The following is a 23,625-nucleotide window of genomic DNA, read 5'->3' as shown; positions in this document are numbered from 1 at the left end:
CCGCGATCGGAACGGTCGGTGCCGGCCTTGTCCTGCCTCTATCCGGCCGTCACCCTGGCCGCAAACATCGCCCGCAGCACTTTCTTGTCGGGCTTGCCCACCGCGGTCTGCGGGATCGCATCGTGGAATTCGACGATCTTCGGGGCCTGAAAGCGCCCCTTGCGATCGGCAACCAGCGCGATCAGATCCTCGACCGTTACCGCCTCTCCCGCGCGCAGCACCACCACCGCGGTCACCGCCTCGCCCCATTTGGGGTGCGGAACCCCGATCACCGCCGCCTGCGACACCGCCGGGTGCTCGCTCAAAATATCCTCGATCTCGCGCGGGTAGACATTGAAGCCGCCGGTGACGATCATGTCCTTGGTGCGGTCGATGATCCGCAGATAGCCGCCGGGATCGCGCACCGCGACGTCGCCGGTGTGGAGCCAGCCGCCCGAAAAGGCTTGTTCGGTGAGCTCGGGCAGGTTGCGGTAACCGTCGAACACCAGCGGCCCGCGCACGCAGATCTCGCCCGGTTCGCCGTCGGCAACCGGCCGGTCCTCGGCATCGAGCAGTTCGACATGGATCCACGGCACCGGCCGGCCGCAGCTCGCCAGCCGGATCGGATCGTCGACGAGATGCTCGGCCTTGCGCAGCACGGTGATCGACATCGGCGCCTCGGCCTGGCCGTAGAACTGGAAGAAGACCGGGCCGATCCGCTCGATCGCCTCCTTCAATCGCGCCGGTGCTATCGCCGAGGCGCCGTAGAATATCGTTTCGAGGCTCGACAGGTCGAACTCGCCGAAGCGCGGATGGTCGAGCAGCGCATAGATCATCGTCGGCACCAGCAGCATCGAATTGATGCGATGATCCTCGATCGCCTGCATGACCGCGACCGGATCGAACCCCGGCAGGATCAGCATCGTGCCGCCCTTCATCAGCGTCGGCAGGATCATCGCCGCCCCGGCATGGCTGAGCGGCGCGCACGACAAGATGTGCGGCGGGTTGGGCCATTCCCATTCGGACAGCATCAGCGACAGCGTCGCCAGACTGCCGCGCTGGCTGGTGGCGAGGCTCTTGGGCTTGCCGGTGGTCCCCCCCGAATAACCCATCCGCATGATATCGTCGGGCTCGACCCGCGGCGCCGCCAGCCGCGCCGGGGTTTCGGCCGCCGCCAGCGCGCAGAGATCGGCGGCGAGCGGGCTGGAATCGAAGGCGACGAGCTTCAGATCCGGCCGCTCGGCCGCGAGCGCGGCGACCCGGTCGCCATGGCGCGCGTCGAATATCAGCAGCTCGATCCCGGCATCGTCGATCGCGTGGAGATGGTCGCCGAGCCCGGCGAGCGGGTGGAGCGGAATATAGATGGCGGCGAGCAGCTGGACCGCGTGGCTGACATGGACGACCTCGGGCCGGTTCGACGACAAGAGCCCGACCCGGACCGCACGACCGACGCCAAGCTTGCCCAGCGCCTGGACGAAGCGGCTGGTCTCGTCGCGCATCGCGCCGACGGTGAGCATCGTCCCGTCCGCCATCCGCATCAGCGGCCGATCCGGCGTCTGACTCAGCGCGTTGACCAGCAGATCGACGACATAGAGCGGCCGGTGGAGATCCTCATGCATCGCGCGCCCTCATCCCTGCTGCTTTTGAAAGAAGCTTAGCAAGCTCGGCGTCATCGGCAATGCCACAGACCGAAATCAGATCGTCGTCTGCGATCCCAGTTCGACGACGCGGTTGGCCGGAATCCGGAAGAAGTCGGTCGGGTCGGACGCGTTGCGATAAAGGAAGATGAACAGCAGATCCTGCCAGAACGGCATGCCGCTATGCTTGGACGGCCGCAGCGTCGACCGGCCGATGAAATAGCTGGTCCGCATCGGTTCGAGCGCATTGTCGTCGCGCGCCAGCGCCGCCGCCAGATCGTTGGGGACGTCGGGATTCTCCATGAATCCGTAGCTCATCACCGCCCGGCTGAAATTATCGTCGAGCCGGACGATTTCGAGCCGGTCCTCGGGCGCCACCAGCGGGGTCTGGGTGGTGCGGATGGTGAGCGTCAGATTATGCTCGTGGAGCACCTTGTTGTGCTTGAGATTGTGGAGCAGCGCGCTGGGCGCCGCGTCGCGTTCGGACGCGAGGAAGATCGCGGTGCCCGACACCCGCTCGGGCGGGCGCGCGGCGAGAATCTTCGCCAGTTCGTCGAGCGCGATCGCCTGGCTGCTGTCGATCGCGAGCAACATCTTGCGGCCGCGCACCCAGGTCGCGATCAGCAGCCCGATCATCGCCGCGACGAGCAGAGGCACCCAGCCGCCTTCATAGACGCGCAGGATGTTCGCGCCGAAGAAGAACAGATCGAGCAGCAGGAAGGGCACGATCAGACCCAGCGCGGCGGCGCGGCTCCAGCGCCAGGTTCGCCGCACGACCATGAAGGCGAGCAGCGTGGTCACCACCATCGTGCCCGTCACCGAGATGCCGTAGGCCGCCGCCATCGCCGACGAGGAGCCGAAGCCGAGCACGAGAATCATCACGCCGATGAACAGCAGGGTCGTGACGATCGGGATATGGAGCTGGCCGGCGGCGTGGCGCGAGGTCTGGCGGATCCGCAGCCGCGGCAGCAGGCCGAGCTGGATCGCCTGCTGGGTCAGCGAATAGGCGCCGGTGATCACCGCCTGGCTGGCGATCACCGTCGCCATCGTCGCGATGATCACCAGCGGGATGCGCAGATTGCCCGGCGCCATCAGGAAGAACCAGTCGCGGTTGACGAATTCGCGCCCCTCGGCCGCCGCCACCTCGAGCCGATGGAGCGCGAACGCCCCCTGCCCCAGATAGTTGAGCGCGAGCGCCGGAAAGACGATCGCGAACCAGCCGATCCGGATCGGCCGCGCCCCGAAATGGCCCATATCGGCGGTCAGCGCCTCGGTGCCGGTGACGGTCAGGAAGACCGCGCCCAGCACGAACAGGCCGGCGATCCCGTGATTGGCCATGAACAGCACCGCATAATGCGGCGAGAAGGCCGCGAAGATCGCCGGCTCGTCGAAGATGTGGATCAGCCCCATCGCCGCGATGACGACGAACCAGAGCAGGCAGATCGGGCCGAACAGCCGGGCCACCAGTTCGGTGCCGCGCGACTGGATCACGAACAGCCCGATCAGGATGCCCGCGCTGATCATGATGATCAGCCCATGCGGTATGTCGTGCCAGCCGGGGATCGTCTTGATCCCCTCGACCGCCGACAGCACCGACAGCGCCGGGGTGATGATGCTGTCGCCGTAGAAGAGCGCGGCACCGGCCGCGCCCAGGCACAGCACGAGCATCTGGCGGTTGCGCGCCGAGCGTTGCGCGAGCGCCATCAGCGCGAGTACCCCGCCTTCGCCGTTGTTGTCGGCGCGCATCAGGAACAGCACATATTTGCAGGTGACGACGAGGATCAGCGCCCAGAGCGCGAGGCTGAGCACCCCCAATATCTCGCCGGCGACGATGCCGTCGGCCGCCGCCTGGCCGAGCGCCTCGCGAAAGGCGTAGAGCGGGCTGGTGCCGATGTCGCCGAACACGACGCCCAGCGCGCCGAGGGTCAGCGCCGTTATCCCGGGCTTGCCGCTGGCGGCCACTTTTTCCGGCTTACCGCCGGGAAGCCCCTTTTCCGGCTTATCGCCGGCTGGGATTTTTCCGGCGGTCGTCACGCCTCTTACATCCGCCATCATCGGCCCCATATCGTGCAGGCTGCCTGCACGTCGCGCGACCTAAGCCCGCCAGTTCGCGAATGCACGCGATTTCGCGACCATGCTCCGGATCGGTACGGTCCGTTTGCGCGGGGAACGCAATCGCGGTAAGGGCGGTTCCGAATTGCCCCGGTGCCGCGTCCGAATCGACGACGTCTCCGGGGCATCTTTAGTTTTTAGTTTTTCCGAGCCCCCGGAGGCCCGAACGATATGACCCGCCGCCGCCAGATCTACGAAGGCAAGGCCAAGATCCTCTATGAGGGACCCGAGCCCGGCACCCTGATCCAATATTTCAAGGACGACGCCACCGCGTTCAACGCCCAGAAAAAGGGCACGATCAGCGGCAAGGGCGTGCTCAACAACCGCATCTCCGAGCATCTGTTCACGCTGCTGGCGATGATCGGCATCCCGACCCATTTCATCCGCCGGCTCAACATGCGCGAGCAGCTGATCCGGCAGGTCGAGATCGTCCCGATCGAGGTGCTGATCCGCAACGTCGCCGCGGGTTCGCTGACCAAGCGGCTCGGGATCGAGGAGGGAACCCAGCTCCCCCGCACGATCATCGAATATAGCTACAAGGACGATGCGCTCGGCGACCCGATGGTGTCCGAAGAGCATATCGCCTGCTTCGGCTGGGCGAGCCAGGAGGAGATGCACGACATCGCCGACATGGCGATCCGGGTGAATGATTTCCTGTGCGGGCTGTTCGCCGGGATCGGGATCCGGCTGGTCGATTTCAAGCTCGAATTCGGCCGGCTGTGGGACAATGACTATGCCCGCATCATCCTGGCCGACGAGATCAGCCCCGACAATTGCCGGCTGTGGGACATGGCCACCGGCGAGAAGCTCGACAAGGATCGTTTCCGCCAGGATCTGGGCGGCGAGGTCGAGGCCTATCAGGAAATCGCCCGGCGACTCGGGCTGCTGCCCGAGGGCGACACGACCGTGCTGGACCTCGAGAAGCACCGCAAGAACAAGGGCAAATAGGCGGCGGATCGCCCCAGCCCCGGCCGCGGGGCAAATGCGGCAGGATCGTGACATCGGCCTGCCGCATTCGCGCCGCAATTGGGCGCAACGCCATTTACAACAACTTTGCTAGACATGATCTTCCTCGTGAAGAATCGGGAGGTTGATTCCCGACGCGATCGAGGAAGGACGCACGCATGGCCACGTCCCGTTTCGAGCATCCCTCCACGGCACCCGTGGTGCTGATGCTGCCCGACATCGACTCGTGCGAGTCGGGTTATTGGCAGCATCATTGGACGCAAAGCCGGATCGACTGCACGATCCTCGACATGGGCGGATCGGTCCGTCCCGACCGCAACAGCTGGGTAACGCGCCTCGACCGGGCGATCCGTCGGCTCGATGCGCCGGTGGTGCTGGTCGGCCATGGCGCGGGCGCGCTGGCGATCGCCTGGTGGGCGGCGCTGCTCGGCCAGGAGGTCGAGGCGACGATCGTCGGCGCCCTGCTGATCGCCCCCCAGGACCCGGCCGATCCCCGCCACGACCGGCTCGACGATTTCGCGCCGCTGCCGAGCACGATCCTGCCCTTCCCGTCGCTGGTCGTCGCCAGCGAGAACGACCCCGAGGTTTCGGTCGATCGCGCGTTCAGCATCGCCCGCCAATGGGGTGCCGGTTTCGCGCGCTTCGGCGACTGCGGTCACTTTACCGAGCGCGACGGCCTGGGGCTGTGGCTCGAGGGCGAGGATCTGCTCGACGGTTTCATCGATCTGATCGAGCCGGGGGCGCCACCGCTCGCCCGCGCCGAAATGCCGTTCCTTCCAGGCTGGACGTCCCAATCGACCAGCCCGTGGGCCTGATCCGCTAACCAACGCGGACGGCCCTGCCGCGCGCCCCGCTGCCCTTCTCCGGAGCAGCGAGGCGCGCTTTGCGTTGGGGGGTGTGGGTTTCGCCGAATGCGGCGCTTACCGCCCACAGGCAAAGCTTAGCTGTTGCGACCCAAAATCAATTGGGGATGGCGAAACCCCGGCCGCCCGCTTATGTCGCCCCCAGGACGGGCGCGTTCGCCCGCGGTACAGGATGAGCAAGTGGCAAGCGAAGTTTTGGCGACCAGCGACCGCGAACCGGTGAAGGTTCCCCCCAGCGATGCGTTCAATGTCGAGACCGTGCTGTGGGTGAAACATTGGAACGAGCATCTGTTCAGCTTCGCGATCACCCGCCCCGCCTCGATGCGGTTCCGCTCGGGCGAGTTCGTGATGATCGGCCTGCCGCAGGAGAGCGGCAAGCCGCTGCTGCGCGCCTATTCGATCGCAAGCCCATCCTATTCGGACGAGATCGAATTCCTGTCGATCAAGGTCGAGGACGGTCCGCTGACCTCGCGCCTGCAAAAGATCCTGCCCGGCGACGAGATCTACATGGCGCGCAAGACCACCGGCACGCTGGTGACCGACGCGCTCAAGCCCGGGCGGCGGCTGTTCCTGCTGGCGACCGGCACCGGCCTCGCGCCGTTCCTGTCGGTGATCCGCGACCCCGACGTCTATGTCCAGTTCGAGCAGGTGATCGTGCTCCATTCGGTCCGGCGGGTGAGCGACCTTGCCTATCATGACCTGCTCGAGAGCCAGCTCGAGGGCGACCCGCTGCTCGACGACGAGGCGCGCGCCAAGCTTCATTATATCCCGACCGTGACCCGCGAACCCTTCCACCGCCAGGACCGGATCACCACCCTGCTCAAGAAGGCCGACCTGTTCGACGGGGTCGATGGCGACCATGTCCTCGACCCGGTCCACGACCGTGCGATGATGTGCGGCAGCATGGACATGATCAAGGATTGCGCGGCGATCCTCGAGGAGCTCGGCTTCGAGGAAGGATCGAACGCCAAGCCCGCCGATTTCGTGATCGAGAAGGCCTTTGTCGGCTGAGCCGGCGGACGAGATGCATATACTGACGGCCGCGATCATGGCATGGGACGCCCCATGCAGATCGCGGTCCTCACCCTAGACGGTTTCAACGAACTCGACTCGTTCGTCGCGGCGGCGATCCTCAACCGGATGCGCCCGCACGGCTGGCATGCGCACATCACCTCCCCCGCCGAACAGGTGACCTCGATGAACGGGGTCACCGTCACCCGGCAGAAGCCGCTCGCCTTAATCGGCGAGGCCGATGCGGTGATCGTCGGCAGCGGCATCCGGACCCGCGATTACGCCGCCGACGCCGACTTTCTCGCCAGCCTCGGGCTCGACCCCGCGCGCCAGTTGATCGGCGCGCAATGTTCGGGGGCGCTGCTATTGGCGAAGCTCGGCCTGCTGAACGGGGTGCCGGCCTGCACCGACCTCACCACCAAGCCCTGGGTGATCGAGGCCGGGATCGACGTGATCGACGCGCCGTTCCACGCCCGCGGCAATGTCGCGACCGCGGGCGGCTGCCTCGCATCGCCTTATCTCGCGACCTGGATGATCCTGCGCGGCGCCTCCGCGGCGGATGCCGAGGCGGCGATCCATTATGTCGCCCCGGTCGGCGAGAAGCGGGATTGGGTCGAGCGGGCGCTGGCGGTGGTGACCCCGTTCGCAGGGGCCATGAAAGCCGTCGATCCGGTGTTCGCCCCCTGACGGCCGCCCGATGCCCCAATAAACCACCGAGATGATCATCCCTTCCGGATGAAACCGCACAAAAATCAAACTCTTCCGTGACATAAACGCCCGGCAAGATCTTTATCCGGCGCAAACGATCCCTGTTGCGGCGGATAGCCGGAACCCGTCACTTCACTGTATTGATTCTAGACTATCAGGCAAAAGGCGACACGACATCATTGCCGCTCGACACGCCAGCATGATATTATTGTCCGAACGGTAAAGAAGCAGCGGGGGGATTGCGCATGCCGACCATCACCGGCACCGGAGGCAATGATCGCCTGACCGGATCCGCTTTCTCCAACGACAGCATCGCTGGCCTGGGCGGCAACGACATATTGATCGGCCTCGACGGCAGGGACACGCTCGATGGCGGCGATGGCGCCGACATCCTTTATGGCGACTCCGATCCATCGGGTCCGCCCGATATCGGCAACGTCGACGTCCTTCTTGGTGGCAGCGGCGACGATATTCTTCATGGAGGCGTCGGCGACGACAGGATGACCGGCGGTGCGGGCAACGACCTGCTCGACGGCGGTGATGGCAACGACCTGGCGCAATATGATGATGCCACCACCGGCGTGACGATCGACCTCAACCGCCAAGGTGTCGCCCAGGATACGGGAGGCGGCGGGATCGATACGTTGGTCTCGGTCGAGAATATATATGGCACACGATATTCCGATCTTCTCATCGGCGATGCCAATGCCAATCAGTTCCAGGGTTCGGCCAACGACAACAACCAAGGCGACGACCGGCTCTATGGCAATGGCGGCGCGGATGCGCTGGCGGTCGTCCGCTACCTCGCCGAGCCGGCCGCGCAATTCATCTTCTCGGGCGGCACCGGCAATGACGATATCCTCTACCAGGGTTTCGAGCGCTACAGCGACACGGCCCTGATCGATGGCGGCTCGGGCGACGACCGCATAACCGCCTTTGGTCTTGGCCTGGGTACGATCGCCGCCGGTAGCGGCAGCGATCGTATCCAGATCGACGTCTCGGGCGGCACATATCATGTGTCGCTCGGCGCCGACGCCGATACCGATACGGTGATCCTCTACCATAACCCCTTTGCCGCGCGTGCCGACTCCTCGATCACCATCGCCGATTTCACCCCCGGTGCGGGCGGCGACACGATCGTCCTGAGCGGCCTCTCGCTCGCCAACTATGTCACCGGCAGCAATCCCTTCTTCGACGGGCATCTGCGCCTCACGCAGTCGGGCGCCGACACGCTGCTCCAGGTCGATCGCAACGGCGGCGGCGATGCCTATGTCACCTTGCTGACCCTGCTCGGCACCCGGCTCGCCGACTTCACCGCCGCCAATCTCGAAGGCTATGCGCTGACCTCGCCCGGCACCGTATCGACCGGCACGACCGGTGCCGACAGCCTCACCGGCGGCAGCGCCGACGACGTCCTGACCGGGCTGGACGGCAACGACATCCTCGACGGCGGCGATGGCCAGGACATATTATATGGCGACCAGCCCGGCACGACGGGCCCCGGCGGCAACGACATCATCAATGGCGGCGCCGGCGGCGACCTGCTGGTCGGCGGCCATGGCGACGACATTTTGAACGGCGGCGCCGGTAACGACCAGATCTATGCCGATGTCGCAACCGGCGGCTTCGTCAACGGCACCGAAGCCTATGCCAATGGCGATCCCCTGTTCCTCGCCGGCAGCGGCAATGACGTGATCGATGGCGGCACCGGCTTCGACACCGCCTATCTGAGCTTCGTCGGCCGCCCTGCCGCCACCGTCGACATCAGCGCCCCCGCCACGATCAGCACGATCCTGGTGGGCGGCGTCGCCGCGGGATCGATCACCGGAATCGAGCGGCTCTGGGCGCAGGGCGGTGATGGCGCCGACCGCTTCACCGGCGGCGCCTATGCCGACATGCTGATCGGTGGCGCCGGCAACGACATATTGCGCGGCGGCGGTCGCGACGACATTTTGCAGGGCGGCGCCGGCAACGACCGGATCGAGGGCGGCACAGGCATCGACACCGCCCGATATGACGACGCCACCGCCGGGGTGACGGTCGATCTCGCCATCCAGGGGACCGCGCAGAATACCGGCGGCAGCGGCAATGATACGCTGCTGGCGATCGAGAATCTCGACGGATCGGCCTTCGCCGACATCCTGACCGGCGACGCCAACGCCAATGTCCTGACCGATCGCCTCGGCGGCTATGATCGGCTCTACGGCAAGGACGGCGCCGACACGCTGACGGTCGAGCGCTCGGGCGCCGTCGCCCCCAGCGATGTCACCCTCTCGGGCGGGGCCGACAACGACATCATCAGCTTCACCGGCGCGGGGCGCTACACCGACGCCGCGACGCTCGATGGCGGCGACGGCGACGACGTGATTTCGGCCAGCGGCCTCGGCGCGGGGTCGATCGAGGCCGGGGCCGGAGACGACCGGATCGTCGTCGACACGCTCGGCGGCCAATATGGCATCGCGCTGGGCACCGGCAGCGACACGCTGGTACTGGCGGGCACCGCCGGCGATTTTCACGCCGCATCGGCGATCTATGTGAGCGACTTCGCGACCGGCGTCGGCGGCGACACGATCGACCTGACCGAATGGCTGCTCGGCGAGGCGCTGACCAATTATATCGGCGGGACCAACCCGTTCCTCGACGGGCATTTCACGCTGCTGCAATCGGGCGGCGACACGCTGTTCCAGGTCGACCGCGATGGCGGCGGCGACGATTATGTCACGCTGCTGACCTTCGCCAACACCAGCGCCGCCGCCTTCACCGCCGCCAATCTGGGCGGCCTCACCCCTGGGGCGATCCCGGTGGTCGCCTCGATCGGCGGCACCTCGGTCGTCGAGGGCAATAGCGGCACGACCAATGCGGTCTTCACCGTCACCCTCGACCAGGCGTCGAACCAGATCGTCACGATCGTCTATGCGACGGCGGGCAATGGCAGCGCCGTCGCCGGCACCGACTATGTCGCGACCAGTGGAACGCTGACGATCCCCGCCGGCGCGACCAGCGGCACGATCAGCGTGCCGGTGATCGGCGACCTGCTCAACGACAGCGGCGAGAGCTTCACCCTGGTCCTGTCGTCGCCGGTCGGCGCGACCTTCGCCGGCGGCACCGCCACGCTCAGCGCGACCGCGACGATCGTCGACGACGAAATATTGCTCGTCGGGCTGCACGATGTCTTCACCGGCACCAGCGCCGCCGAAGGGATTTACGGCCTGGGCGGCAACGACATGATCGATGGCGGCGGCGGCGATGACCGACTGGTCGGCGGCTATGGCGACGATCTGCTGATCGGCGGGCCCGGCAATGACGCCCTCGATGGCGAAGACGGCATCGACACCGCCTCCTATGCCACCGCGCCCGGCGCGGTGACGGTCGATCTGGCGCTGACCGCGCCGCAGGACACCGGCAGCGCCGGCATCGACTCGCTGTTTCGTATCGAGAATCTGACCGGGTCGGACTTCGGCGACATATTACGCGGCAATGTTTATGCGAATGTCCTGCGCGGGGGAGCGGGCGACGACACCCTCGACGGCGGCGCCAGCGACGACATACTGATCGGCGGGGCCGGCAACGACATATTGAACGGCAGCTATGAGGTCGACACCGTCAGCTATGAGGATGCCGTCAGCGGGGTGACGGTCTCGCTCGCGATCAGCGGATGGCAGGACACCGGCGGCGCGGGCCTCGACATGATCAGCCAGGTCGAACGGCTCACCGGCTCGGCCCATGACGACCATCTCACCGGCGATGCCGGCGACAATATCCTCAGCGGCGGTGACGGCGACGACGTGCTGAACGGCGGCGCCGGCAACAATATCCTGATCGGCGGGGCGGGGATCGACATCGTCTCGTTCGCCGGCGCGGCGAGCGGGGTGCGGGCATCGCTGGCGCGCAGCGACGTCCAGACCACCACCCATGCCAGCCACGACCGGTTCGTCGGCATCGAGGGGATCGAGGGGTCGAGCTTCGGCGACCTGCTGAACGGCGGCAGCGGCGACGACGTCATCTATGGCCGCGACGGCAACGATACGATCGCCGCGGGCGCCGGCAACGACCGGCTGATCGGCGGCGCCGGCAGCGACAGGCTCAGCGGCGGCGATGGCGACGATGTGCTGGAAGGTGGGCTCGGCAACAATATCATCGACGGCGGCGACGGGTTCGATCTCGTGACCTATGCCGGCGCGACCGGCGGGGTGCGCGCCTCGCTGGGGCTCACCACGATGCAGGTGACCGGCGGCTCCGGTCGCGACCAGTATATCGGCATCGAGGCGCTCGAGGGATCGGGCTTCGGCGATCTGCTGACCGGGTCCGACGGCGACGACATCATCTATGGCCGCGACGGCAACGACACGATCACCGCCGGCGCCGGCAACGACCTGCTGATCGGCGATGCCGGCAGCGACAAGCTGACCGGCGGCGCGGGCACCGACAGGATGACCGGCGGCGCACGCGGCGACCAGTTCATCTTCCTGGCCGCCAGCGACAGCGCGGTCGGTGCCGGCGACATCATCACCGACTTCCATCATGGCGAGAAGGACAGGATCGACCTGAACGGCATTTTCGGCGGGGCGGCGAGCTTCATCGGCACGAGCGCCTTCACCGGCCATGCCGGCGAAGTCCGCTATGCGCTGGCGGGATCCGACCTGCTGCTGAGCGGCGATGTCGACGGCAACGGCATCGCCGATTTCGAAATCCATCTGCTCGGCATTTCGACGATCGAAGCGTCGGACTTCGTCTTCTGACGAAGCGCCTATCGCGCGATCGCGACGAACGCCTGCGCAGTCGCGTCCCATGTCAGCCGCCGCGCCTGGGCGAGGCCGCCGGCAGCGAGGCGATCGTGGAGCGCCTGATCCCCGAGAACCCGGCGAATCGCATCGGCGATCGCCTGGGCGTCCGTGCCATCGACGAGCAGCCCGGTCTCGCCATCGACGATCGCATCGGTGGCACCGCCGGCGCGGCCGCCGACGACCGGCTTGCCGCAGGCCCCGGCCTCGATGAAGGTCAGCCCGAAGCCTTCGGTGTCGCCATCGGGAAGCGTGCGGTTGGGCATCGCGAACAGCGCGCAGCCGCGATAGGCGCCGAGCAGGTCGGCGTCGCTGAGCTTGCCGAGGAAATCGATGCGGTCGGCGACCGGCGAGGCCGCCGCGCGGGCGCGGAAGGCCGGGCCGTCGGGACCGTCGCCGGCGATCGCCAGCCGGTGATCGGGGAAATCGGCCGCGACCAGCGCGAAGGCGTCGATCAGCCGGTCGAAGCCCTTGCGCTCGATCAGCCGGCCGGCGCCGAGGATGACCGGATCGCGCCGCGGCGGATCGGCGGGGGTGAAGCGGTCGAGATCGACCCCCGACACGACCAGCCGGATCGCATCGGGCGAAACCCCGAAATCGGCGACCAGATGATCGCGGGTGAAGCGCGAGACGGTGATGACGATGTCGGCCGAGCGCAGCGCCGGGCCGCGCAGCCGCGCCAGCCGGTTATAGGTCCGCTGCACGACCTCCTCGCCATGGGTGTAGATCGCGATCCGCCAGGGCGTGATCCGGCTGAGCAGGATTGCGAGCCAGCCGAGCCCCTGAAGCTCGCCGATCACGATCGTGCGTGCGCCGATCCGCAAGGCGGTGACGATCACCGCCAGCGCGACGAAGAGCATCACCGGCAGGTCGATCAGCAACAGGTCGAACCATCCGATCCGGCGTCGTACCCGCTCGATCATCGGCGGCCGCAGCCAGGGCAGGCGCGATATCGGATAGTCGCGCGCGGCGTCGCTCGCCCGCCATCCCGGGATCGGCCTGCCCTCCCCCGGATCGCGCGAGGCGGTCAGCACATGCACCCGGCCCCCGGCATGGCGCGCAACCCGGTCATAGACGGTCGCGGTGCCACCGATCAGCGGCGGCGCCATGTTGGTGACGAGCAGGATCGGCGCGCCGGTCAATGCCTGACGAGCTTCCACAACGCCTTGATCACCGGCCGCTGGAAGATGAAGGCGGCGACCAGCCACACCACCGCCAGGATCGCCGCCGCCTCGATCACATGCGGCAGCGGATTGGTGGGGATGCCGCCGCCACGCAGCCAGTCGATCGCGAGGCCGGCGGCCCCGACCATCGCACACATCGCCAGCGCCGGCAGCAGGCTGACCAGCACTTCGCGGACGGTGAACAGCTTGAGGCGGGTCCCCAGCCGGATCGCCGCGGCCGCATAGACCAGCGACACCGCGATCGTTCCCGCCGCGACGAAACGGATATCGGTGGCGCTGAGCAGCAGCAGCATCGCCACCCGCGCCGCCTGCTCGGTGAGGTTGAGGAAGAACAGCGAGCGGGTCTCGCCCAGCCCGCTGAGCGAAGCCGCGAGCACGACGAACTGCCCCATGATCGCCGCCGAGATGCACAGCCAGGGCGCGGGCGCGATCGACGCCTGCCATTGCCAGCCATAAAGGCCGATCAGGATCGGCGCCGACTGGGTGCCGATGCCGATCAGGATCGGCGAGAAGATGCAGCCGAACAACTGCATCCGGATCAGCAGCGCACCGCGCGGATCGACGCCCTGGCGCATCTCGTGCGCGACCAGCGGCGACAACACCCCGAGCACCGGCGGCGCGGCATAGCTCCACAGCATCCGCGGCAGCATCTCGGCACGGTCGAGCAAGGCCGCCGAGGCGATGCCGAGCGAACGCCCGACGAACAGCTCGTTGAGCCGCGGTCCGAGCTGGTTGAGCAGCATCGCCCCCAGCACCCAGCCAGTGAAGGCCGAGATCGATCGCCACTCGCCGAGCGCCGGGCGCAGCACGAAATGCGGCGGTCGCGACCCGATCAGGATCAGCAGCAGCACCGCGGCATTGGCGACCGAGCCATAAGCCAGCGACACCGAGCCCCAGCCGTTCCAGGCCAGGCTGATCGAGGTCGCGGCCCCGACCGCGACCCCCGCGAGCGTCGCGACCATCAGCGTCTTGAAACGCAGCGCCCGGGTCAGCAGGCCATGCGCGAGCACCTGGTGCGGCGCCAGCACATAGGCGATGCACACGATCCGCAGCACATGCGAGACCGCGGGCGCCCGGTAGAAATCGGCGATGAAGGGGGCCGCGACATAGATGACCGCCGCGAAGCTGAAACTGGCGACCATGCTGAGCGCCAGCGCGGTGCGGACCTTGGCCTCGTCGAGCTCGGGCGCCGCGATCAGGAACATGTTGACCCCGGCGCTGCGCAACACCTGCGCGACCACCACCGCCGCCAGCGCGATCGAATAGGCGCCGATCTCGGTCGGCGACAGCAGGCGCGCGACGATCATGCTCGCGGTGAAATCGATCACGAACTGCACGATGGTCTGGAGACCGACGATCCGCGCCATCGCGCTGCCAGTCATGTTCGACAAGCGTCACCCATCATTCGGCCCCACGGGATATTACGGTAGGCAGCTTTGGCGCACGGGGGAAGTAAATCATTGATACCGCCGTCTACGGTCTCGCCGCTGCAAAGCCGATCGGTCGATTGAACCCGGCGGAAAATGGTCTAGGCTGCCGAAAAACAGGCACCGAAGACCAACAGGCGCACACCAGCAGGAGAACAAGGATGCTCGTCACCTTCATCGGCATCGACCGGGTCGAGACCGCGGTCAACGCGTCGCAGGTCACCTTCATCTCGTCGGTGTCGAGCGGCACCCGCATCCGCTTCGGCGAAGGACGCAGCGTCACCGTCACCGAACCGCTCGCCGAAGTGGTCGATGCGCTCAACCGGCGGATCAACGATCACGAGTGACATTTTCATAGGGTAGAACTGGCTGCGCCATGGCAGGCGCGGACCGCCGGAGAAGGATTTCGGCGATCCGCACCCCCATGGTCGGCCAAGGCCGAACCGACCGGACGGGAGGCGTATTGGTTTCACGCATCCTGTCGCCACGGCGGCAATTTCCGACCATCCGCGCGCCGTTCGTCCAAGAGCCATGAAGCGGCCAGCACTATCGGCGAGCCAACGCCGCGCATCACCGCACCGCTTTTTCCGAAATCGGTGGCGTGCGGTCGACCCATCGCGTGCAAGGAGATCGTCATGGCCGTTTTCAGCGACAAGAACATCCTGGTGATCGGCGGAAGCCGCGGCATCGGCGCCGCGATCGTGGCCCGGCTGGCGTCCGAGGGCGGGAGGGTCGCCTTCACCTATGCCGGGTCGCGCCAGGCCGCCGAGGCGGTCGCGGCGGCGAACGGCGCCGAGGCGATCCAGTCGGATGCCGCCGATCGGGATGCGGTGATCGAAACGGTCCGCAGCCGCGGCAGGCTCGACATATTGGTGGTCAACGCCGGCGCCTTCGTCTCCGGCGATCCGCTCGAACTCGCCGCCGACGAGGTCGACCGGATGATCGATATCAACGTGCGCGCGCCCTATCATGCCGCGGTCGAGGCCGCGCGCAATATGGGTGACGGCGGCCGCATCGTCGTGATCGGCTCGACCAACGGCGATCGCATGCCGTTTCCGGGCGCCGCGGCCTATGCCCTCACCAAATCGGCGCTGCAAGGGATGGCGCGCGGCCTGGCCCGCGACTTCGGTCCGCGCAACATCACGATCAACATCGTCCAGCCCGGCCCCGTCGACACCGATCTGAATCCGGCCAACGGCCCGATGGCGGAGACGATGCACAGCTTCATGGCGATCAAGCGCCACGGCAAGGCCACCGAGATCGCCGCGATGGTCGCCTATCTCGCCGGGCCCGAAGCCGGCTTCATCACCGGATCGATGCACAGCATCGACGGCGGCTTCGCGGCCTGAACCCGGACGCTATCGGCGCAAATCTCCGCGGTCAGATCTCATATTCGAGCTGCCACTCGCCGCTCAGATAAGCGGGCGGGCGATCCGACAGCGCGGGCTGGCGGCTCTTCATCTCGCCGTAGAGCGCCTTGACCGCCGAACTGCCGGTGCGCGTGAACAGCGCCGGTATCAGCGCATGGACCAGGCAGGCCGCCCCGGCGACGATCAGCCGTGCGCCGAAGCGCGCCGCCACCCCCATATGCTCGCCATAGGTCTCACCGACGGCCCGAGGATGGTCGAGGAACAGACGGTCGAACATGTGGCGCGGCTCCTGATAGCGGAATGTGCCGCTATCCTAGCAGAAGAACGGCCACGGGGCATTGCGGTCAGGGCGGCGTGCCAACGCCAGCCGCCCCGACCGCGAAAAAGCCTCAGTTCTTGCCGGTCGCCGATCCGGCGGTCGGCAGCAGCGCATATTGCGCGAAACCCTGCATCTTCGATGCGACGCTCTGCGCGATTTCGCGGTGACACTGGGCGTCGGGACCCGAATATACCGCATAGACATCGTCGTTATTGCAGGCGGCAGCAGCGGCACGCGCCATCCGCCGTTGCAGCCGCTTCTGGTCGCGCGGCGAATTCAAATCGAGATCGTGGGTCGAGACAGTGATCGCGACCGCTTCACGGTCGGGAAAGGGAACCGACTCGCCCGACGCGAATGCGGGTCCCGCGAGCATCCCCAGCATCGCGGCAGCGGCATATAGATTTTTCATGATCACTCCTGCTTGGCATCGCCAAAATATGGTTCGTCCCACGACAGTGATCGCAGTTGGGACTGCGCTCGCTGCCGGGAAGCAATCTGCGTCGCTCATGCCTATTTTATGAGCATATATACCCCACAGCAAGGCAATAACGATGCTGCGACGCGCAAATCCTCAGGATTTTACGATTCCACATGATCGCTTTAAAGGCAGCGACCTGCCTATAAATAAGGCACACGTCCCATCGATCCGAATGAGGCGGTTTGCCGCGATACAAGGCGCCTCCACTGGGCCAAGGCGCCCGCGATGATCGCCGACGTCGGGTCGGGAGCTCCTCGGGAGAGCGAAGCAATGCCCATCCCGCGGCACATTCTGCCGCACGGCGGCAAGACTTTGGCGCACGATGGACCATGATTTTCATCGAAACGAATCACCGTCGCACGGATCACCTTCGGGAATGATGCACCGCGTTCGGATCGGCCGGCCCCGCCGCGATCGTCGCCGCGGTTCGGCCATGAAAGATTCCGATCGGGACGGACTGGCTGGGGCGGCAGGATTCGAACCTGCGAATGGCGGCATCAAAAGCCGCTGCCTTACCGCTTGGCGACGCCCCAGCATCGCAGGCGTGGGCGTCCCTAGCCGGATCGAAGCCAGGATGGAAGCCTCGACGGACGCGTGCGGCTCGGTTAGGTCTCTCCGCGAAGCAAATCACAGGGGTCGCGAATGGCGGTACTGGTCACGGGCGCGGCAGGGTTCATCGGGTTTCACTGCGCAAAGCGGCTGCTCGAGCGCGGTGAGGCGGTCGTCGGCGTCGATAACGTCAACGACTATTACAGCGTCGCGCTGAAACGCGCGCGGATCGCCCATCTCCAGGGAATCGGCGGCGACTTCACCTTCGTCGAGGTCGATTTCGCCGACCATGTCGCGCTCGAAGCCGGGCTCGCCGGGCTCGATTTCGATCGGATCATCCATCTCGGCGCGCAGGCCGGGGTCCGCTATTCGATCGAGAACCCCCGCGCCTATGTGCAGAGCAATCTGGTCGGGCATGTCAACATGCTCGAGATCGCCCGTCATCGCGGGCTGGCGCACATGGCCTATGCCTCGTCCTCGTCGGTCTATGGCAGCAACAAGACGCTGCCGTTCCGGGTCGAGGACCGGGTCGACCATCCGATCTCGCTCTACGCCGCGACCAAGAAGGCCGACGAGCTGGTCAGCGAGACCTATGCCCATCTCTACCGGTTGCCGCTGACCGGCCTGCGCTTCTTCACCGTCTACGGCCCCTGGGGGCGTCCCGACATGGCGATGTGGCTGTTCGCCGATGCGATCCTCCACGGCCGGCCGATCCAGGTGTTCAATGGCGGCGACATGCGGCGCGATTTCACCTTCATCGACGACATCGTCACCGGGGTGATCGCCTGTTCCGACAACCCGCCGAAGGACGATGGCCTCGAGAAGGCCGGCGGCAGTGTCGGCCCGCACGCGCTCTACAATATCGGCAATCATCGCTCCGAAGAGCTCGGCCATATGATCGGGTTGATCGAGGAGGCGCTGGGCCGCAAGGCGATCCGCGAGCCGCGGCCGATGCAGCCCGGCGACGTCAAGGAGAGCTTCGCCGACATCAGCGCGATCCAGCGCGATCTGGGCTTCGTGCCGACGACGTCGATCGACGTCGGCGTGCCGCGCTTCATCACATGGTTCCTCGACTATAATGGCTATTGAGACGACGTCCCCCACACGCCTTCTGATGATCGCGACGGCGCTGATCGCGCTGGCCGGCTGCAAGAAGGAAGCGAAGCCCGTCCCGCAGGCCGACGAGGCGGGCGGCCCGGCGATCATGACCAGCATCGACGATGCCGGCCTTCCGGTCGACAAATCCGATCAGATCACCGCGATCGACGCCGCCAGTGGCGATTCGAGCGGGATGCCGGCCGATGGCGGCGCCGTGGTCGAGATGCCGAAGCGCCAGGCCCCGGCCGAACCGACGGCGACGGTGGCGGCCCCCGCACCGATGACCATCCCGGTGGTCACGCCGCCGCCCGCCCCCGCAGGTGCGACAACGGCGCCATCCGGCGCGATGTAAAAACCCGGTCGGGAGAAGACGCCGATGGACGAAGAGAGTCTGAAAGCCCGCGCGATCGCGCTCCATGACCGCTTCACCCATGGCAGCCAGGATCGCCGCAGCTTCATGCGCGACATGACCCGGCTCGCCGGCAGCGCCGCCGCTGCGCAGATGCTGGTCGCCTCGATCGCCGCCAGCCCGGCCGCCGCGACGATCGTCGCCGAGGACGACAAGAGGATCAGGACCGCCACCGAGAAACAGACGCTCGCCAGCGGCCAAGTCTATCAACTCTACATGGCGCGACCGAAGCGCGGGGTCTGGAAATCGGGCAGCGTGATCGTAGTTCACGAGAATCGCGGCCTGCAGGCCTATACAAGGGACGTCGCCCGGCGGCTGGCGCTGGCCGGCTTCGTCGGCATCGCAGTCGACTTCCTGTCGCCGCAGGGCGGAACCCCCGCTGATGAAGACCAGGCGCGCCAGATGATCGGCGCGCTCGACCTGAGCGCGACCACCGCCGACGGCGTCGAGATCGTCAAATGGCTGGCCTCGAGAGCCCAGACGCTCGGCAAGGTCGGCATCGTCGGCTTCTGCTGGGGCGGGATGATGGTCGATCGGATCGCGGTCGCCGCCGGACCCGCGCTGAGCGCCGGAGTCGCCTTTTACGGCCCGCCGCCGCCGCCGTCCGAAGCCGCGAAGGTCAAGGCGGCGATGCTGCTCCATTATGCCGGCACCGACGACCGGGTGAACGCCGGCGCCGGCCCGTGGGTCGATGCCTTGCAGGCCGCGCATGTCGCCGTCACCCGCTACGACTATCCCGGCACACAGCACGCCTTCCACAACGACACGTCGGCAGCGCGCTATAACGAGGTGGCCGCCAACCTCGCCTGGGATCGCACGATCGCCTTCTTCAAGGAGCATCTGGCATGAGCGACGAGATCGTCTTCTACCATAACCCGCGCTCGCGCGCGCAGATGGTCCACTGGATGCTCGAGGAACTGGACGCGCCTTACCGGATCGTCCCGATCGATTTCGAGAGCGGGGAGAATCGCAAGCCCGCCTTCCTGGCGATCAACCCGATGGGCAAGCTGCCGACGATCGTCCATCGCGGCGTGACCGTCACCGAGACTGCGGCGATCATCGCCTATCTTGCCGATGCCTTCCCACAGGCGGGGCTCGCGCCGGCGCTCGACGATCCCGCGCGCGGTACCTGGCTGCGCTGGCTGGTGTTCGGCGCGAGCTGCTTCGAGCCCGCCTTGCTCGATACGATGATGAAGCGGCCCGAAATCGGCAAGATGACCGCGGGCTGGGGCAGCTATGAGGATGTGCTCGGCGCACTCGAGACGATGCTCGATCCCGGCCCGTGGATCCTCGGCGACCGCTTCAGCGCCGCCGACGTCTATGTCGGCGCCGAAATCTGCTGGGCGACCTCGTTCGGCGCCCCGGGCATCACCGACCGCCCGAAGCTCGCCGCCTATAGCGCGGCGGTGCAGGCCCGGCCGGCTTATCAGCGGACGATTCAGCTTCCCGGCTGATCGGCCCGCCACCGCCAGACGAGCCAGAAGATGCGCGGCCCTTCGACCAGATAGCGCCGCCACATACGCTGTGGAGCGACACCGAGCCGGTAGAGCCATTCGAGCGATGCCGCCTGCATCCAGCGCGGCGCGCGGCGCTCGCGCCCGGTGAGGAAGTCGATAGACGCACCGATGCACAAGCCGGTGCCGCACGCGCCTTCGATGCCGGCGATCGCCCGCGCGACTCGTTCCTGCTGCGGCGACCCGACCGCGATCAGCGTAAAGCGTGCCGCCGCGCCGACGGCGAAGCGCGCCGCCTCATCGATCGCCCGCGGATTGGAACGCAGACCCATCGGCGGAATATGCTGGACGATGTCGAGACCGGGATGGAGCCGGGCGAGATCGGACGCGGTCCGCGCATCGCCGCCGATCAGGCAGATGCGGTCTCCCGGCACGACGATATCGGCGAACAGCCGTACGGTCAGATCGCTGCCGGGCACGACCGGGAGATCGACACCCTTCATCGCTGCCAGCCGTGCCAGCACACGGCTGTCGCACAGGCACCAGCGGGCATCGGCATAAGCACGACGCTCGATCGCGCCGGGCCCCTGCCTCGACAGGCGCACGACATGGTCGACATTCGGCGTGACCAGATAGGCGAACCCGTCGCTCGCCCGACGCACCTTCAGCTGAGCGACGACCATGTCTTCGTCCAGCCGATCGAAATCGATATCGAGAAAATCCTGACGCGGCGTGGTCATCGCGCGATCATAGCGGGTGTCCACATACAAAAAAGCCCGGCGCGATGGCCGGGCTTTCCTTGTTCGATCTGCGTGGCGATCAGCGGCGGTCGCCCATGAACTGCAGCAGGAAGGTGAACATGTTGATGAAGTCGAGATAGAGCGTCAGCGCACCCATCACCACCGCCTTGCCGGCGAAGTCCGAGCCCTGAACGTGGAAGTACATGCTCTTGATCTTCTGCGTGTCATAGGCGGTGAGGCCCGCGAACAGCAGCACGCCGATCGCCGAGATCACCATCGCCATCGCCGGCGACTGGAAGAACATGTTGAGCAGCGACGCCACGAGCAGGCCGACCACACCCATGATCAGGAAGGTGCCGAAGCCCGACAGATCCTTCTTCGTGGTGTAGCCGAACAGGCTGAGCGCGGCGAAGGCGGTCGCGGTCGCGAAGAAGGTGATCGCGATCGACGGGCCGGTATAGACCAGCAGCAGCGACGACAGCGACAGGCCCATCACCGCGGCGAAGCTCCAGTAGATCGCCTGGGCCGCGAAGGTCGACAACCGGTTGATGCCGAAGCTCAGCACCATGACGAAGGCCAGCGGCGCGAGAACGATCAGCCAGCGCAGCGGGGTCACGAACACCGCGGCAGCCATACCGGAACCGGCGAACAGCAGCGCGACGATACCCGTCAGCAGCACGCCGGATGCCATATAATTGTAGATCGAGAGCATGTAGGACCGCAGCCCGGCATCATATGCGGCGTCGGTCGATGCGGCCCGTGCCGGGCGTCCGGCCACAGTCGCTCGGGGGTCAGACCAGTTTGCCATGATCGAAAACTCTCCATAAGTGATGGCGTGATCGCCGTCAGGCCAGCAATATCGGTGGATGCGGTGTCTTATTCAAGTGAAACTGCGGCGAACCGCGACTGAACCCGCCTCCAGCAACATTTTGTCATATTCGGAATGGCCATGCACCGCTTGTTCGTAGCGCTCCGCCCTCCCCCCTCGATGCGAACCGCGCTGCTCGCGACGATGGGCGGCATCCCGAACGCGCGCTGGCAGGATGACGACCAGCTCCACCTGACGCTGCGCTTCATCGGCGATGTCGATCGCCACCAGGCCGCCGACATCGACGCCGCCCTCGCCGCGATCCACCATCCGCCCTTCAGCCTGCGCCTCTCGGGAGTCGGCGCATTCGACAAGAAGGGACGGATCGATACTTTATGGGCCGGCGTGACGCCGCAGGACGACGTCAAAGGGCTCCATGCCGCCATCGACCGCGCGCTCGCCCGGGCCGGCGTCGCCCGCGACGATCGCGCCTTCGTCCCGCATATCACCCTGGCCCGCTTCGCCCGGACGGCCGCACCGCCGCTGCCTCTGCCGATCGCGGACATGACCCCGCCGCCGGTCGAGGCGCGGTTCGACATGTTCCATCTTTACGAAAGCGAGCTCGGCAATGGCGGATCGAGCTACACCATCATCGAACGCTATCCACTGACGCGATGATGTCGAGCAAGCCTGCGACGCCTGCGCCGATATCGGTCCAACAGGTCTCGAATCCCTCGATACCGCCGAAATAGGGATCGGCGACATCCTCGCCGGTGCGGCCCGGCGCATGATCGAGCAGTAGCGAGACACGCGCCGTGGCGCCTTGAGGCCGGATAGCCTGGATGTTGCGCAGATTGCTGCGATCGAGCGCGACGATATGGTCGAAGCGCCCGAAATCGCCGGGCGCGATCTGTCGCCCCCTCAATCCGGCGATATCGAGTCCGTGCGCCGCCGCGGTGGCGATGGCGCGGCGATCGGGCGGGCTACCGACATGCCAGTCGCCGGTGCCCGCCGAATCCACCGTCACCACGATCCCGCGCCTGTCCGCCTCCGCCCGCATCGCCGCCTCGGCCAATGGCGAGCGGCAGATATTGCCGAGGCAGACGAACAGGATGCGCGTCATCAGCCTTTGACGACGCCGCAGGCGAAGCGTCCACCGGCATTGCCGGTCGGATCGGTCTTGTAATCGTCAGGGCCGGCATGGATCACCACCGCCGCGCCATCGGCGTCGAGCAGCGGATTGTCGCCGCCGGTCAGCATCGCGCCGGGGATGAGCGTGTCGAGCTTCCCGGTACCATCAGCCGCGACCGTCATATTGGGCATGTCGCCCATATGGTGCCCCATCGGATTTTCGCTGCCATGCTGCTTCTTCGCCGGATTCCAGTGACCGCCGGCGCTGGTGAAATCGGGACCGGTGCAGGTACCGATGGTGTGGACATGGACGGCATGGACACCGGCGGGGACGCCGACCGCCTTGACGATGACGCGCACCCCGTCCTTCGTCTGCATCAGCATCGCCTGCCCGCGGGTCTGCCCCTGCGCGTCGACGAGTTCGGCCATCGCATGGCCCCCCTTTTCGCCATGGTGCATCTGGGCGCTCGCCGGCGCAACCGCCGCCGCCATGATCGCCGCGCAACCCGCCAGGCCGAAAGCACGCATCTTGAATCTCCTCGATAATATCGGCGTCGATCATAGCCGGCTGGCCGCCGCTGGGAAGCGCGACGATCGTCGC

Annotated in this window: 22 protein-coding genes and 1 tRNA gene; 12 read left to right on the top strand and 11 right to left on the bottom strand. The window is 66.6% G+C overall.

Going from position 1 to position 23,625, the window contains the following annotated elements:
• Positions 1 to 38: 38 nt before the first annotated feature.
• Together AC1RM6_RS29025 and AC1RM6_RS29020 are read right to left on the bottom strand one after the other, a co-directional pair.
• A complete protein-coding gene (locus AC1RM6_RS29025) occupies positions 39 to 1,598 on the bottom strand; it encodes an AMP-binding protein (protein ID WP_493107891.1) in 1,560 nt (519 codons plus the stop codon).
• Positions 1,599 to 1,673: 75 nt separating this feature from the next.
• Positions 1,674 to 3,578 carry a potassium transporter Kup gene (locus tag AC1RM6_RS29020; protein ID WP_493107889.1) on the bottom strand — a complete coding sequence of 635 codons (1,905 nt, stop codon included), beginning with the start codon at positions 3,576 to 3,578 and terminating at the stop codon, positions 1,674 to 1,676.
• Between the two features lie 321 nt (positions 3,579 to 3,899).
• Here AC1RM6_RS29020 and purC point away from each other — a divergent pair, with 321 nt between their 5' ends.
• The 5 genes from purC to AC1RM6_RS28995 all read left to right on the top strand — a co-directional run bounded on the left by purC (position 3,900) and on the right by AC1RM6_RS28995 (position 12,015).
• On the top strand, positions 3,900 to 4,676 hold the full coding sequence (gene purC, locus AC1RM6_RS29015; protein ID WP_493107887.1) for a phosphoribosylaminoimidazolesuccinocarboxamide synthase: 777 nt from the start codon (positions 3,900 to 3,902) through the stop codon (positions 4,674 to 4,676).
• A gap of 176 nt (positions 4,677 to 4,852) precedes the next feature.
• Positions 4,853 to 5,509 carry an RBBP9/YdeN family alpha/beta hydrolase gene (locus AC1RM6_RS29010; RefSeq protein WP_493107886.1) on the top strand — a complete coding sequence of 219 codons (657 nt, stop codon included), beginning with the start codon at positions 4,853 to 4,855 and terminating at the stop codon, positions 5,507 to 5,509.
• 180 nt (positions 5,510 to 5,689) lie between these two features.
• Entirely contained in the window at positions 5,690 to 6,568 is an 879-nt protein-coding gene (locus tag AC1RM6_RS29005) for a ferredoxin--NADP reductase (RefSeq protein ID WP_493107884.1), read from the top strand.
• A 54-nt stretch (positions 6,569 to 6,622) separates the two neighbouring features.
• On the top strand, positions 6,623 to 7,255 hold the full coding sequence (locus AC1RM6_RS29000) for a DJ-1/PfpI family protein (RefSeq protein WP_493107882.1): 633 nt from the start codon (positions 6,623 to 6,625) through the stop codon (positions 7,253 to 7,255).
• Positions 7,256 to 7,521: 266 nt separating this feature from the next.
• Positions 7,522 to 12,015, top strand: a complete 4,494-nt coding sequence (locus AC1RM6_RS28995; protein WP_493107880.1) for a beta strand repeat-containing protein — start codon at positions 7,522 to 7,524, stop codon at positions 12,013 to 12,015.
• A gap of 8 nt (positions 12,016 to 12,023) precedes the next feature.
• Here the strand turns inward: AC1RM6_RS28995 and AC1RM6_RS28990 are convergent, their stop codons facing one another.
• The gene (locus AC1RM6_RS28990; protein ID WP_493107878.1) at positions 12,024 to 13,217 is read right to left on the bottom strand and encodes a glycosyltransferase family 4 protein; all 1,194 of its coding nucleotides are present in this window, start codon (positions 13,215 to 13,217) and stop codon (positions 12,024 to 12,026) included.
• The gene (locus AC1RM6_RS28985; RefSeq protein WP_493107946.1) at positions 13,196 to 14,623 is read right to left on the bottom strand and encodes an oligosaccharide flippase family protein; all 1,428 of its coding nucleotides are present in this window, start codon (positions 14,621 to 14,623) and stop codon (positions 13,196 to 13,198) included. Before AC1RM6_RS28985 ends, AC1RM6_RS28990 begins: the two co-directional genes overlap by 22 nt.
• 206 nt (positions 14,624 to 14,829) lie before the next feature.
• On the opposite strand from AC1RM6_RS28985, the gene AC1RM6_RS28980 reads away from it, so the two are divergent.
• Together AC1RM6_RS28980 and bdcA are read left to right on the top strand one after the other, a co-directional pair.
• A complete protein-coding gene (locus AC1RM6_RS28980) occupies positions 14,830 to 15,015 on the top strand; it encodes a hypothetical protein (protein WP_493107876.1) in 186 nt (61 codons plus the stop codon).
• Between the two features lie 288 nt (positions 15,016 to 15,303).
• Positions 15,304 to 16,017, top strand: coding sequence for an SDR family oxidoreductase (gene bdcA / locus AC1RM6_RS28975; protein ID WP_493107874.1), 714 nt, complete (start codon positions 15,304 to 15,306; stop codon positions 16,015 to 16,017).
• Between the two features lie 31 nt (positions 16,018 to 16,048).
• On the opposite strand, the gene AC1RM6_RS28970 is transcribed toward bdcA, so the two are convergent.
• The 3 genes from AC1RM6_RS28970 to AC1RM6_RS28960 all read right to left on the bottom strand — a co-directional run bounded on the left by AC1RM6_RS28970 (position 16,049) and on the right by AC1RM6_RS28960 (position 17,368).
• Entirely contained in the window at positions 16,049 to 16,315 is a 267-nt protein-coding gene (locus AC1RM6_RS28970; RefSeq protein ID WP_493107872.1) for a DUF6356 family protein, read from the bottom strand.
• Between the two features lie 112 nt (positions 16,316 to 16,427).
• Positions 16,428 to 16,865 (bottom strand): UrcA family protein, encoded by a 438-nt coding sequence (locus AC1RM6_RS28965; RefSeq protein WP_493107870.1) that lies wholly within the window; start codon positions 16,863 to 16,865, stop codon positions 16,428 to 16,430.
• Between the two features lie 428 nt (positions 16,866 to 17,293).
• Positions 17,294 to 17,368, bottom strand: a tRNA-Gln gene (locus tag AC1RM6_RS28960).
• 109 nt (positions 17,369 to 17,477) lie between these two features.
• Between AC1RM6_RS28960 and AC1RM6_RS28955 the strand changes: the two genes are divergently transcribed.
• The 4 genes from AC1RM6_RS28955 to AC1RM6_RS28940 are packed head-to-tail and all read left to right on the top strand — an operon-like array spanning position 17,478 to position 20,345.
• Entirely contained in the window at positions 17,478 to 18,473 is a 996-nt protein-coding gene (locus AC1RM6_RS28955; RefSeq protein ID WP_493107868.1) for an SDR family NAD(P)-dependent oxidoreductase, read from the top strand.
• Positions 18,474 to 18,498: 25 nt separating this feature from the next.
• Positions 18,499 to 18,834, top strand: a complete 336-nt coding sequence (locus tag AC1RM6_RS28950) for a hypothetical protein (protein WP_493107866.1) — start codon at positions 18,499 to 18,501, stop codon at positions 18,832 to 18,834.
• A gap of 24 nt (positions 18,835 to 18,858) precedes the next feature.
• Positions 18,859 to 19,740, top strand: a complete 882-nt coding sequence (locus AC1RM6_RS28945) for a dienelactone hydrolase family protein (protein WP_493107864.1) — start codon at positions 18,859 to 18,861, stop codon at positions 19,738 to 19,740.
• A complete protein-coding gene (locus tag AC1RM6_RS28940) occupies positions 19,737 to 20,345 on the top strand; it encodes a glutathione S-transferase family protein (protein WP_493107862.1) in 609 nt (202 codons plus the stop codon). The genes AC1RM6_RS28945 and AC1RM6_RS28940 overlap by 4 nt, the downstream gene beginning before the upstream one ends.
• On the opposite strand, the gene AC1RM6_RS28935 is transcribed toward AC1RM6_RS28940, so the two are convergent.
• Positions 20,330 to 21,085, bottom strand: coding sequence for a WecB/TagA/CpsF family glycosyltransferase (locus AC1RM6_RS28935; RefSeq protein ID WP_493107860.1), 756 nt, complete (start codon positions 21,083 to 21,085; stop codon positions 20,330 to 20,332). The two genes, AC1RM6_RS28940 and AC1RM6_RS28935, sit on opposite strands and share 16 nt — an antisense overlap.
• 79 nt (positions 21,086 to 21,164) lie before the next feature.
• The gene (locus tag AC1RM6_RS28930) at positions 21,165 to 21,893 is read right to left on the bottom strand and encodes a Bax inhibitor-1/YccA family protein (protein WP_493107858.1); all 729 of its coding nucleotides are present in this window, start codon (positions 21,891 to 21,893) and stop codon (positions 21,165 to 21,167) included.
• 141 nt (positions 21,894 to 22,034) lie between these two features.
• Here AC1RM6_RS28930 and thpR point away from each other — a divergent pair, with 141 nt between their 5' ends.
• Positions 22,035 to 22,571: an RNA 2',3'-cyclic phosphodiesterase gene (thpR, locus tag AC1RM6_RS28925; protein WP_493107856.1), complete on the top strand. Its 537-nt coding sequence runs from the start codon at positions 22,035 to 22,037 to the stop codon at positions 22,569 to 22,571.
• Here the strand turns inward: thpR and AC1RM6_RS28920 are convergent.
• Both AC1RM6_RS28920 and AC1RM6_RS28915 read right to left on the bottom strand, forming a co-directional pair.
• On the bottom strand, positions 22,543 to 23,016 hold the full coding sequence (locus AC1RM6_RS28920) for a low molecular weight protein-tyrosine-phosphatase (protein ID WP_493107854.1): 474 nt from the start codon (positions 23,014 to 23,016) through the stop codon (positions 22,543 to 22,545). The two genes, thpR and AC1RM6_RS28920, sit on opposite strands and share 29 nt — an antisense overlap.
• On the bottom strand, positions 23,016 to 23,552 hold the full coding sequence (locus AC1RM6_RS28915) for a superoxide dismutase family protein (protein WP_493107852.1): 537 nt from the start codon (positions 23,550 to 23,552) through the stop codon (positions 23,016 to 23,018). The genes AC1RM6_RS28920 and AC1RM6_RS28915 overlap by 1 nt, the downstream gene beginning before the upstream one ends.
• Positions 23,553 to 23,625: the final 73 nt, after the last annotated feature.

Source organism: Rhizorhabdus sp. GW822-FHT03C02, assembly GCF_058801765.1.
Note: the sequence above shows the minus strand (reverse complement) of the source record. Positions and strands in the feature narration are given on the sequence as shown.